At 36.4% G+C, this 12379-nt stretch carries 11 protein-coding genes; 3 read left to right on the forward strand and 8 right to left on the reverse strand.

What is annotated here, in order from left to right; genetic code table 11:
* The first annotated feature begins 9 nt into the window (after positions 1-9).
* On the forward strand, positions 10-852 hold the full coding sequence (locus tag ND811_RS13710; protein ID WP_265352543.1) for an HDOD domain-containing protein: 843 nt from the start codon (positions 10-12) through the stop codon (positions 850-852).
* A gap of 30 nt (positions 853-882) precedes the next feature.
* Here ND811_RS13710 and ND811_RS13715 read toward each other — a convergent pair whose 3' ends face one another.
* From ND811_RS13715 to ND811_RS13750, 8 genes are read right to left on the reverse strand one after another with little or no spacing between them, the layout of a single operon-like run.
* Positions 883-2115: an adenylate/guanylate cyclase domain-containing protein gene (locus ND811_RS13715; protein ID WP_265352542.1), complete on the reverse strand. Its 1233-nt coding sequence runs from the start codon at positions 2113-2115 to the stop codon at positions 883-885.
* A gap of 5 nt (positions 2116-2120) precedes the next feature.
* Complete coding sequence (locus ND811_RS13720; RefSeq protein ID WP_265352541.1) at positions 2121-2936, reverse strand: NADH-quinone oxidoreductase subunit B family protein; 816 nt, start codon at positions 2934-2936, stop codon at positions 2121-2123.
* Positions 2933-4363 (reverse strand): hydrogenase large subunit, encoded by a 1431-nt coding sequence (locus ND811_RS13725; RefSeq protein WP_265352540.1) that lies wholly within the window; start codon positions 4361-4363, stop codon positions 2933-2935. Before ND811_RS13725 ends, ND811_RS13720 begins: the two co-directional genes overlap by 4 nt.
* Complete coding sequence (locus ND811_RS13730) at positions 4351-5568, reverse strand: proton-conducting transporter transmembrane domain-containing protein (protein ID WP_265352539.1); 1218 nt, start codon at positions 5566-5568, stop codon at positions 4351-4353. Before ND811_RS13730 ends, ND811_RS13725 begins: the two co-directional genes overlap by 13 nt.
* Positions 5565-6176 carry a formate hydrogenase gene (locus ND811_RS13735; RefSeq protein WP_265352538.1) on the reverse strand — a complete coding sequence of 204 codons (612 nt, stop codon included), beginning with the start codon at positions 6174-6176 and terminating at the stop codon, positions 5565-5567. Before ND811_RS13735 ends, ND811_RS13730 begins: the two co-directional genes overlap by 4 nt.
* Before the next feature lie 8 nt (positions 6177-6184).
* The gene (locus ND811_RS13740; protein WP_265352537.1) at positions 6185-7063 is read right to left on the reverse strand and encodes a respiratory chain complex I subunit 1 family protein; all 879 of its coding nucleotides are present in this window, start codon (positions 7061-7063) and stop codon (positions 6185-6187) included.
* Positions 7064-8809 carry a proton-conducting transporter transmembrane domain-containing protein gene (locus ND811_RS13745; RefSeq protein ID WP_265352536.1) on the reverse strand — a complete coding sequence of 582 codons (1746 nt, stop codon included), beginning with the start codon at positions 8807-8809 and terminating at the stop codon, positions 7064-7066.
* Between the two features lie 38 nt (positions 8810-8847).
* Entirely contained in the window at positions 8848-9132 is a 285-nt protein-coding gene (locus tag ND811_RS13750) for a hypothetical protein (RefSeq protein WP_265352535.1), read from the reverse strand.
* Between the two features lie 58 nt (positions 9133-9190).
* Between ND811_RS13750 and ND811_RS13755 the strand changes: the two genes are divergently transcribed.
* Both ND811_RS13755 and ND811_RS13760 read left to right on the forward strand, forming a co-directional pair.
* Positions 9191-9895, forward strand: coding sequence for an ABC transporter ATP-binding protein (locus ND811_RS13755; protein WP_265352534.1), 705 nt, complete (start codon positions 9191-9193; stop codon positions 9893-9895).
* On the forward strand, positions 9892-12351 hold the full coding sequence (locus tag ND811_RS13760; RefSeq protein WP_265352533.1) for an ABC transporter permease: 2460 nt from the start codon (positions 9892-9894) through the stop codon (positions 12349-12351). The genes ND811_RS13755 and ND811_RS13760 overlap by 4 nt, the downstream gene beginning before the upstream one ends.
* Positions 12352-12379 lie beyond the last annotated feature (28 nt).

The following is a 12379-nucleotide window of genomic DNA, read 5'->3' on the forward strand; positions in this document are numbered from 1 at the left end:
CCTATCCGAATGGCAACTGTAGAAGAATACCTTTCCCAAATCAAAGACCTGACGATTGTTCCGCCAGTCTTACTTTCCGTACTTTCCCTAGATGATGACAATGAACTCTCTTTTGGCGAGTTAGAAAAGAAAGTCCAATCAGATCAAGTGCTTGTGGCAAGACTTCTCAAACTGGCCAACTCCCCTTTTTTTTCCCGGGGAAATCCGGTGGCCAATATGAAACAAGTCATCACTCGTTTAGGATTTAAAACGGTCCGCAGTATGGTGGCCATGTCAATGACCGACTCCCTTTTTAGCCAAGGGAATTATAAAAAATTCCGGGATGAAGTATGGGATCATTCGGTTGCGAAAGGAATCTTCGCACAAATTCTCTGTGAAGAAAAGAAATTTAAAAAAGAAGCGGAACTGGCAATCACTTGTGGACTTATGCAGGATCTGGGACGAATTGTACTCAATACCATTGATAGAAAAAAATATGTGGAAGTTCTTACCGAATTTCAAACCTCAGACTCTAGTTTGATTTCCCTCGAGAAAAAAACCTTCGGTGTAGATTCTTATGAAATGGGAAGCGCTGCCGCTAAACTTTGGAAAATGCCTAATATTATTATTAGCTCTATTGAAGATCTTTCTAAACCAGTTTCCGAACAGACTCCGCTCGGACAAATCATTGGATTTGCAGGAGTCATTGCAAAGTTTACGGGACATGGAAAACAAGAACCAGGTGCATTAGAAAAATTTGAAGAGTATAAAACAACACTAGGCCTTGAAATAGAGGACCAAAAAACATTTTTAACTGCAAAAGAAGAAAAACTAAAAACAAACGAATTATACCAGTTCTGTAGCACTCTTTAAAAAGAATACCACACAAAAAAATAACAATGATTAGATGGGCTTGACACTGAGAATTCGGTGTAAACCTTCTTTTCCTTTGATTTTGACAGGTTCCAATTCCTCATATTTGTATTTGTTGGCATATTCCTCTGGGAGAAAATTATAGAGTCCTTCTGATACATAAACTTCCATCGGTTTAGCAATTGATTCTAGTCGACTTGCCATATTGACTGTATCACCAACAGCAGTGTAAGAAAGTTTCTGAAACGATCCAACATTCCCTACAATTGCTTTTCCTGAAGCGAGGCCGATTCCAATTTGAGGAGTAAAACCGTAAATTTGTTTCCACTTCGGCTGCCAAAGTTCAAAGACTTGCACCATTTCTACGGCACAATCCAAAGCATTCTGTCTATGGTCTTCTTGAAAAACAGGAGCACCAAACAAACACATAATGGAATCACCAATGTATTTATCGATCATTCCCCCATAACCCAAAATCACTTCTGTCATTGCCGTGAAATATTCATTTAAGAATGAAATCACTTGTTCTGGTTTCATTTTTTCAGAAAGTGTTGTATAACCACGAATATCCGAAAATAAAACTGAAACTTCTTGTTCTTTCCCTTTCTGATCAAGGGAGAGTGTGTTATTCATCAAACTTTCGACAATGATTGGATCAACATACATCCCGAAAACATTTTGCATTTTCTTTTTTTCGGTTTCTAAATTTAATTTTTCTTCGTATTCTTTTTCTAATTCCTTTTTAAATTTTTTCACCATTGAATTCAAATCTTGAATTTCTGATTGGTTCATACCATAAAGATCTTGGAATCGTTTCAAACTATCATCCATTTGAATGGAGACTACTTTTTTACGATAAACTTCTCGGAACAAATTTCTGAATCTATGTTCCAATACATTTTTCTTTAACCTTCGTTTACCGAAGTATTCATTTATCCCTAATTGAAAAGCATGAATAGGTAATTGTTTTCCTTCGGCCTTGGTAAATACAACCACAGGAAGTTCTGATGGACCAGCTAAGTCCATAATCATTTCTAAAACAGATTCTGGAGAATCTTCTAATTCGGGGAATTGGATTTCCGTTATTAACAGATCGTATTGAGCTTTTTTAATTTCTTCGGCTCCGTTTTCAAAAACGGAGCGCCAGGTTAGTTCTATGTAGTCTCCAAACCACTCACTGAGCAATTGGGAGATAGTATCATACGATTTCTTTTGCGGTTCTAAGACCAGGACACGAACGATTTCTTCTTTTTCTAAATCCACTCACCTTATTTTTCATTCTCCAAAATTTTGAGAAGCGCCTCTTGAAAACGGAAAGAAAATCTTCCCATTAAAAGACGAAAACCTTGTAGAATGACATCAGGTCTTGGGGGATCTCCTGAAATATAGAGGTCGGGTTCTTTCGGAACAGGACCCATAGGAAACAAACCACCGCTCACTGCCTCAGTCCCGCAAGCGATGAGAGCTTTTGGTTCTGCCATTACGTCCCAAGCAGTCTGCAAAGGAGCCGACATATTTTTCCCCACAGGACCGGAAAACACGATGGCATCTGCATGTTTGGGACTGGCCACACAACGGACCCCTTCCCTTTCCGAGTCAAAAACAGAATTAAAAGAAGCATTCAGTTCCGATTCCACTGTATTGTTCCCAGATGCTGCAACCTCACGATAGAGAAAACCTCGCTTTTTGGTTAAGGAATGAAACAACTCTTGGTTTGGTGTTAGGTTGTGAGGAAAATCTTTTTTTTGCATACGTCCAGAAATATAAGTTACTTTTAATTCCTCACGATGCAAAGCGAATGTATAAATAAAACCTGAATCACGAAGTTTACCATCCGAACATTCAGTACATAGCCCACATTGTAAACATTTACCATAATCAAATTGGATTTCAGAATCTGAAATAATTCGAATGGCACCGGTAGGGCAAACTTCCGCAGATAGATTTAAAGAATGAGCACCTTCTAACATTTTGGCTGTTGGAACAGGAATCCCGCGGCTCGTGGGATGAACAGGAGAAGCCTTGTCAAAATTTAAAACATTCTTAGGGAAAAAAAAACTTTTTAATTCATATAGAAAATTCATAAATCAAAACCAACATAACTAAGATTAAACGACTTATTGTTCAAAGGAAAATCTCCAACTTGCTCACCACGAACTGCTAACTCTAAAGCATGCCAATTCAAAACAGAAGGATCTCGAATATAAGAATTTTTTATAAGACCTTCATGATCAAAATCTAAAGATACTAAAAGTGGGCCTCTCCAAGCTTCTACAGCAGCAGTATAAATTCCTGGTTTAGGTTTCCATTTACTTTCTATTTGAGTTCCGTAGCTTATTTCTTTATCCGACCATAAAGAATCCCAATTGATTTCTTCCAAATGAGATTCCATCCATTTTAGCGACTGTTCAATCTCAGCATAACGAATGTACATGCGAGCCCAAACATCTCCATTATAGTGATGGTGTTCTTCTTGTAGTGGTAAAAGATTCCAACTAGGATAATCGGGATGGTTTATTCTCAAATCTTCACTCACTCCGGCCATACGTGCGACCATCCCGAGAAATCCATTTTTCTCGACATCTAGTTCTGAGATAAATCCACAACCCTGCATTCTTTCTTTTAAAGTTGAAACAGATAGAGCTCTTAAAATCTGCGGTCGAACCCTCTTAAAATAAACTTTTTTTAAATTGAAAAAAGCATCTTTTGCCTGTTTTGCGGAAATCCGTTTATTCACTCGAACACGACCAGGTCGGACAGCACCTTTCCCAAAACGATTCCCTGTCCATGTTTCCATAAGACCCAATGCAGCTCCCCGATCCGTAACACAAACTCCATAAAGTGGGTAATAACCGATATCTTCTGAAATTCCACCTAAATCTCCGATGTGAACGGCAATACGTTCCAATTCGATTAAAAAAGATCGAAACAAAGACGTATTCTTTGAAACCTCAATTCCGTACATTTCTTCATAGATTTTACTAAAGGCTACCGCATAACCAACGCTCGTATCACCAGATATAGTTTCGGAGAAAGGTATAACTGCAGATACAGATTTTCCTTTAATTTTTTCACGAATCTCCCTGGATTGAAATCCCAAGCGAATGGTTAGATGACGGATATCCTCTCCCTCTACAATAAAACGGAAATGACCCGGTTCGATGATTCCTGCATGAATGGGACCCACCGCATGAGAATAAGTTCCGGCGTGAAAAGGAACATGTAACCCATGATACGACAAATCCCTGACTATCCCCGTTTTTTGATGTAAAGAAAGGTTTTTACCTCGGTTATCAGATAAATAATCTTCTTCTTTTAATTCAGAATAATCTTCCACACCCATGTCCTGTCCAAAGGCATGACGTACAAGCCATACAGGATACTTAGGATCTAAAAGAAAATCGATATTACTTTTTTTAGATACAACTTCTTCCCGAATCATTTTTTGATCACGGATCACGTATTGGTGATAAACACCATCAAAATTAGTAATGCCTGTTATCTTTTCCATATATAATCTGCCAACAAATAGGTTAAACCGTACGACCCAACTAGTACAGTGAATAAAAAACTAAACCAAAAGAATACCAATCTTGTTTGTAATATTCTATATACCCCTGAATCAAAATTCCGATTCGGCAAACGAACTAAAGGCAATACTTTATTCAATGATATGAAGAAAAATATGGCTCCTATAATAGGGAACAAAAACAAGAAGAATAACTTTTGTTTGATTGCTATTTCAATTACCTTTAAATCTAAAACAAAAACTGGTGACAAAGGAAATACAAAGGCTACTAGTAGCGCCAAGAGATACATATACAATGCTTTATGACTAAGCGAAGAGTTTTCTAAAATTTGCGAAATATTCCTTTTCCCTGCATCCATCCGCAAAATCCCCATAGAAAGAAATACTAAAAGTTTCACAAGAACTGTAGTTGTTAGTAAAAAGTAAAATATATCATCCGATACATCTAACCATAAAAACAAAGTCAACATACCAGTATGGAAAAGAGCGACCTTAGCCGAGATCCTTCGAATATCTTCTTTCGAAAAAAGAACCAATGTAGAATAAAGAATGGTTAGAACCCCAATAAACAAAATTCCATTGGCTGCATTAATCATATGTGGATTGATTTCACGTTCTAACTGAATGAGAGGGCGGATGGCCAATACCACACTGACCGGCACAAAGGAAGCAATCAAAGAAGAAATTTGACTTGGACTCTCCGCGTAGGTATCCCCTACCCAAAAATGATTCGGTACAAGGCCAAGTTTACCACTATATCCATAAACCGTTAGTAGAATCCCAGTCTCAATCAAAAGTCCGCTCTGGCCGACTAACCCCTGTTTCAAAGTATTAAAGTCTAAATTCTCCAAAGGAGTAGAGACAAACAGTAGGATTACAATTCCTAAAAATGCAAGACCTAAAGCATAGGAATTGATAAGCAAAAATTTCCAGCCGACATGAAAGGAACGCTCCGTTCCACTAGAGGAAATGAGCAAAGCTCCAAAGAGGGTAGAAGCTTCTATCAAGATCCATTTGAGAACAATATTATCAGTAAACCAAGAGTAAAATAAAGATCCAAAAAAACATATCTTCAGAATACTCCATAACCAAATCCTTGTTTGCCCCTTCGTTGGAGCAAAAACAGAGACTAAAAATATTACGATAAATGCGATGACTCCCGAAAGATAAAAAAGTTCTGCCATCATAGTTTTCTCTCCTTAGTATGCATATGAGGAGAGAGCTGCAAAATTCCACCCGATACAATGACTAAAATCGCATCTAAAAAAGATCCAAATTCAAGTCCAACAGGAAGGCCTTTGTCTAAAACCATAGTTAAAACAAAAATTCCATTTTCGAAAACACAAAACCCGGCAATGAGAGCAAGCCAATTTCGTCTAACAACAAAACAAAGAATACCCACGTAAACGAGTAAAATCACGTAAATCAGACCTATTTTATGTACTGGAATGGAAAGAACAGAAACACCTTCGGTAATTTTTACGGCCAAAACCAAACCAAGTACCATAAACAACAAAGTTGCTAAGTAACCAAATCGCGGCGTTGTGCTCTCATTCATTTTTGATTTATTAGCAGTCCAATTCAAAACCCAGGGTGTGAGTATACCTTTAAACAATACTACCATAACAATCAGTGAAATGGCATGTTTTAAGTCGCCATCATGTGTTTGCAAAACAGGGAAAACCAAAAGGAACCCTTGCACACTTAAAAAAAAGATAATTCGACTCAACCGGTTTTCGACTAAGACGACGATCCCAGTAAGTAACAATAATAAATAAATAAAATCGTAAATCATAACAACCTTTAAGACAATTTAACCAATGTGCCTAAAATTAATATCGCGATGAACGTTAATCCCATAAACTCAGGGATCCAACTCCACTTCCTTCGAACACTATTCGACTCCCAGAAGCCAAGAATGATTGCAAGTAGTATCACCATCGGAGCAATCATAAGCTCTCTTGCAAAACTATCCAAAACCTCATTCCGAAATAATTTAGAATGTTCAAGTGCTAACTTTACAAGAAAAACAAGCAAAGTAGAAAGTTTTATGGAACTTGCCAATTCAAATAGTCCCAATTGTTTCCCAGAAGCTTCCAAAATCATCGCCTCATGAACCATAGTTAACTCTAAATGCGTTCTTGGATCATCAAACGGTGGTTTGGCGAGTTCTGCAAGGATTGCAATAAATGCTAAGGAAAGGAAAAGTAAACCAATTAGAGCACCTTGCGGACTAACAGAAATTTCAATATGTGACTGGGCCGCAAGGATCATTAAAATAAATGTGGGTTCAGCCATTACCGAAAGTAAAATCTCTCTTCCCGAAGCCATCCCACCAAAAGAAGAAGCTCCCTCCATCGCAAAACTAACATAAGAAAACCGGTAAAGAGCAAGAAAAAACGGAATGAGTATAAAAGGAGCCCATTCAAACAAAACTACACTCCAAATCATAACTGATGAAAACAACGCGACCCTTGGCGCCAAGTGTGTAAAATCAGAAATGTTTGTGTGAGAAATTGGTTTTTTCCTAAGCGATTTATCCACTTCCCAAAAAAACTGAAGTAATTTTGGACCTCGCCTACCTTGGGCATAGGCCCTAACTTTCCGTATAATACCCGTTAGAAGAAATGGCATTACAATAAAAAGAATTACCAAGTAAATATAATAAATAACCGTATTCATTTATAAACCCCCAAAATCACCTAAGATAAGCAGTGAAAAAATGAAGATTAGAAAAATAGATGAAATGGCAAGGTATTGACTTACATCTTCATCTTTAGGATGAGTTGTTTTAGACATTATCCCTATTCCCAAACGAAAAAATGAAGTAATTCCTTTGATTAAAAAAGAATCCACTTTTGATTCTCCTGTCTTACTTAAAAAATACCTGCCGAGTGAATTCCGTAACGGTTCCGAAAAAACCGATGTCGGTATTGAGAGTTCGTGGCCGCTGTAACCTCCACCGCAATCCCAATTTTTTTTCTTTGGTTGTCCGTATCGTTTTAGTTGATAACGATCATACAATCGGAAAATAATCACCGTTCCAATCGTTACATAAGATACCAAAGATAAGGTCCAAAACCAATCTAACAATTGCGGATCGACAAATGGACTTAACATTGGCAATCGAACGAAGTAAGGAATCAATAAAGGAAAAATAAAAATTACTAATGCTAAACTAAACAAAGATATGGTTACCCATCTTCTTTTTTGCACTCCAAATGGTTGAATAGTGATGTCTTTGCCTGGAGTAGACAAAAATAAACTCATAAACAATTTGATATGTGTAAATCCACCAAGGACTATCCCAAAGAAGATAAATATCATCGAAGGCAAAAGAAAAACCGAGCGACCAATCGGCATATCCAAAATCCGTGCATTCAAATAAAAGTATGTTGCTTCAGATACAAATCCAAGAGTGCCCGGAAGTACAGCATAACTAAAAGTACCTGCACCTAACAACAAAGGAGAGATTCCAAGGAGTCTTCCGATTCCTTTTAACTCATCACTGGAACTTGAATTTTTTAGCCTTGCCACCATACCGATAGAAAACAACTGGAACGTCTTTGAAAAAGAATGATGGAATAAACCAAGAAAAAACAATATTCGGAAAGAATTACTTAAAGTCATAAGTTCCGAATCAACTGAAAACTGAAACATTCCAGCGATGATCAAACATAACCAAAGAAAGTTAATCGATTCAACTGAACTGTATGCCAAAGATATTTTTGGATCTTTATGAAAGAAACTAGTAATTCCACCGAAGAATATTCCCAATGCTGCAAGTGGGAACAAAATCTGATAAATGATTGGATCCAATTGATTCGGTAGAACATACCGGTAAAAAAGTAAAAGAGGGAATACTTCCAAAACTCCTGCAAAAGCACCTAGAGCATGTGATGGACCTCCCTCGTTTACTTTAGGAATCCACAAATGAAATCCGGAGAATCCGGATTTAATCAATAAACCAACAAGAAGTAAAATAATACCGATATTGTCGCCATCAGGTAACATCACCCAGGCGGACAAAAAGAGTGCTGATATTCCAGATGCTAAAAGTAATGAACCCAAACTTTCGATTTGTTTTTTGCCAAACTCAGTACCAGAATAAATCAAAATAGTAGAAAAGGACGTTACTTCCAATGCAATAGGCAGTAAGAGTGATTTTCCTGACAAATAACAAAGACCTAACGCTGACCAAAAGATTATATAGCCGACCGTGACTTTATTTTTTTCTTTAGGCTCATAAGACTGAACCAACATAAAGGAAGAAAATCCAATATATGCTTGAATGACTAAACCAACCAAAATAGGAAAGTCCACAGACAAAACATCGTAATTAGAAAACAAAAATATAGCAAGCGGCGACAAGGCCGATATACCAACTAGGATCGATCTGAAGATTGAAATTCTTTCATCTTCTAACATAACTACCTCAAAAATTAAATTTTAAAGAAATAAGTCTGTTATGTAAGTTGGGGAGAGCCCCGGCGATCAGGGAATTTGATCGAAATGATTTGGTAAGCGAAAGAAGGAATATTTCGAAAAGAATAAGATTGGGAAATTAAAATGAGAACAGGGAATATGGGAACAGAAAGAACACTTTCTTCTTCTCCCGGAAGTTCTTCCAAATTTTTCTCACAGGTAAAGATCTCACCAGACTCGGTAAACTCCGCAAGCGAAGTCCAGGACTGTGACTTACCGATCACAAGGACTGACAGAAGTAGAATAAAAAATATACGTGCTATCAATCAGTTTTACCGATATCTTGATATTCTCGACTGTCTTATAAATGGGAAGTTATTTTTAGTGAGCAGTGAAAAAAAAGAATCGAACACAAACTCTGTCATAAAAATCCAAAATGTTAACAAAACTTTTTACCAAGGCGATTTTGCATTTCCTGTATTGAATGACATTTCATTTGAAATCGCAGAAAAAAAACTAGTTACCCTTATGGGGCCTTCCGGCAGCGGTAAGTCAACGTTACTAAATATCCTATCCGCAATTGAATTAGCAGATTCAGGTGAAGTCAATGTGTTCGGAAACCAGCTCTCTTGTGCCAATGAAAAGGAACTTACCATTTATAGACGAAAAACAATCGGAATCGTATTTCAGTTTTTCCATTTATTCCCTTACCTTTCGGCAGTGGAAAATGTTGCTTTACCTTTATACCTTTTAGGAACCCCAAAAAACATTGCAGTGTCCAAAGCCCAAAACGCTCTTTCTCTTGTGGGACTCAAACACAGGTTAGAATTTACTCCTAAAGAAATGTCAGGCGGCGAAAAACAAAGAGTATCCATTGCTCGTGCGATGGTGCATCAACCCAAACTCATTCTAGCAGATGAACCAACGGGAAACTTAGATTCAAGGTCTTCCGAAATCATTATGAAATTATTCTATCAATGTGTTCATGAATTAGGCATATCTGTGTTTCTTGTGACCCACAACGAACAAATCGGCGATTCTGGAGATATTAATCTGCGAATGTTAGATGGCAAAATTCTAAAAAAATGAAATTTCTTTATTACTTATTCATCTATCGATACTTTAAAGATAATTTTTCCCGAACATTTCTATCGATTGCTGCAATTAGCTTAGGCATTGCTTTATTTGTGAGCACACAAATCAATGCATGGCGGGCCGAGCAGAGTGTACTCGACCAAATGCTCGGATATTCCTCCGAAAAATTTATCGGGAGGTATGTCGCAAACAACCAAAACCAAGGAGCAGATGATCACTTTCTAAAAGAGATAGACCAGCAAAACTTAGAAAACGTAAAGTTAGAACCGGAATTCCAAAAAAGAGGTACAATCCACTTAAACGAGGAACAAATTCTTAGTTTTCCCGTTATAGGAAAAGATATTCTTCTAACGTTTCCAGCCTCCCTCAGGAAAGAGGAAAACAAAAAAATACCCAAATATTTTTTTAGCCAGTCTCTATTCGAAAAATTCCAGTTACAACAAAAGACACCAAAGTTTTTCATTTGTGAAAAGGAAGTTTCTATCACAAGGGAAGATTTTGATCTTATTCCCATAGATGGCATTTTCCTTGTTATGGATATAACAAAGCTTCAATCTATTTGTAATCAAAAAAATCAAATTACCTCGATATGGTTAATCCAAGAAGAAAACGAAATAGAACCAAAAACTATAAACAAAATAAATTCCTCAGATTGGACCTATGAACCTAAAGAACAAATTTTGGAACGTGCAGGAATCGCTTTAGGATCCTTAAAAATTAACCTAACTATCGTTTCATTAGTTTCGGTTTTGATATCTTTTTTTATGGTTTCCAATATGTTTACTGGGCTTTATTTAGCAAGAAAACATGAATTTGGAATTTTATTATCGATTGGTTCCGACAAAATAAATAACTTTATACTATTTTTATCGCAATCGATTGTCATTGGAGTCTTAGGGGGAATTTTAGGAATATCGTTAGGAGTATTCATTGCCAATACCAACTTATTCACTACAGTAAACACTATCACAGATTCCGAACAAATTCGTTCTTATCGCAACATACCATTCTTTATCATCGCTTCAGGTTTTTTGATTTCCATCGTTGGATCTGTACTCGCTTCGATTTTTAATTCTTACAAAACATATAAAATTCTTCCGATCGACCTAATACGAGAAAGAGATGTTTCGAAAACCGACTTCTTTTTTGGTTTCACAAACAAAAAAACCTTATTTCTTTCCATCCTCTTTATCCTATTGGGAGTAACTCTCGGTCTTCTTAGTTTTGCTAAACAGATTTTACCAGGCATGATCGGGGTTGGATTTGTGATTCTTGGATTTGTAGCATTAAACTTTTTGGCCATTCCTTATTTTGTTCAAATATTAGATGATTATTTTTCAAAATTTCATTTTCCTCAAACAATTAAAATAGGATTGAAAGAAATTCAAATGGAACCCTGGAAACATGGACTCACTTGTTCCACCATTATGTTATCTACCTCTCTTGTTTTTACCCTTACTAGTTTGACAAGTAGTTATGAAAGATCACTCATTCATTGGGTGGATGAAGAAAACAAATCAGACTACTCTCTTATCAACGAAAAAAAATTAAACTCCGGAGAACCAGGAGTTCCTATCGTCCTCTTTGAAACACTAAAGACAGTTCCAGAATTTTCTACGGTAGAGCCCTTCTACATTGATTCAAAATTTATCGTAAACGGGAAATACTACACTTTACATGTATTAAATTTCAAATCGGGTTATGACAAAAACCAATTAATCGTTTCAAAAAACTTATGTTTTTTGGATCGAATTTGCAAAGGGAGTTCCATTACGATCAGCACCGAACTAAACTCGAAACTTTCCATTTACATCCAAGATGAAAAAGATCATTTTTTCTCCGAAAGAGGAACCATAATGATGGATTATTCATTTTTTCAGAAAAACTTCTTTATCAAATATCTTAATTCGATACGAATCACTAAAAACAAAAAAATCACGGAAAAACAAACATTAAACATACTACAAGATATAGCAAAAACGAATGGATTAAAATTGATTAACCAAACTGAATTAAAGAAACTTTATTTAGAGGGAATGAACCAAGTTTTTTCTATTTTAGACACTTTAAAGATTTCGGCCCTCTTTATTTCTTTACTTGCACTAACAACATCACTTATTTATTTTATAAAAGAAAAATCACAAATGTTAGCTGGATTAAAGGCAATCGGTATGGACTCATACCAAATGTTCCAACTAATCTACAGCCAAACACTATTCCTAATTTCATTTGGAATCCTTTCAGGAATTGTCAGTAGTATCATTTTATCCCCCATTGTTATTTTTGGAATCAATCGAAATGCATTTGGATGGATCCTCGACTTCCAATACCCAACTGCACTTGTAGTAAAACTCCCGATACTGATTCCCGTAATCACATTTTTCATTTGCCTACTGCCATTTTATTTCCTGAAGAAGATGAGAATTTCAAAAGAACTGCAATACGAATAATTCTTTACCGAAAAGGTGCTATTGGTAA

Origin of the sequence: Leptospira soteropolitanensis, assembly GCF_026151655.1 — a bacterium.
In the GTDB taxonomy this organism is placed as follows: Bacteria; Spirochaetota; Leptospiria; order Leptospirales; family Leptospiraceae; genus Leptospira_A; species Leptospira_A soteropolitanensis.

Excerpts from the sequence above, each read along its gene's own strand:
- ND811_RS13710 (WP_265352543.1), top strand. The coding sequence starts at position 10 with ATGGCAACTGTAGAAGAATACCTTTCCCAAATCAAAGACCTGACGATT.
- ND811_RS13720 (WP_265352541.1), bottom strand. The coding sequence starts at position 2,936 with ATGAATTTTCTATATGAATTAAAAAGTTTTTTTTTCCCTAAGAATGTT.
- ND811_RS13725 (WP_265352540.1), bottom strand. The coding sequence starts at position 4,363 with ATGGAAAAGATAACAGGCATTACTAATTTTGATGGTGTTTATCACCAA.
- ND811_RS13730 (WP_265352539.1), bottom strand. The coding sequence starts at position 5,568 with ATGATGGCAGAACTTTTTTATCTTTCGGGAGTCATCGCATTTATCGTA.
- ND811_RS13735 (WP_265352538.1), bottom strand. The coding sequence starts at position 6,176 with ATGATTTACGATTTTATTTATTTATTATTGTTACTTACTGGGATCGTC.
- ND811_RS13740 (WP_265352537.1), bottom strand. The coding sequence starts at position 7,063 with ATGAATACGGTTATTTATTATATTTACTTGGTAATTCTTTTTATTGTA.
- ND811_RS13745 (WP_265352536.1), bottom strand. The coding sequence starts at position 8,809 with ATGTTAGAAGATGAAAGAATTTCAATCTTCAGATCGATCCTAGTTGGT.
- ND811_RS13760 (WP_265352533.1), top strand. The coding sequence starts at position 9,892 with ATGAAATTTCTTTATTACTTATTCATCTATCGATACTTTAAAGATAAT.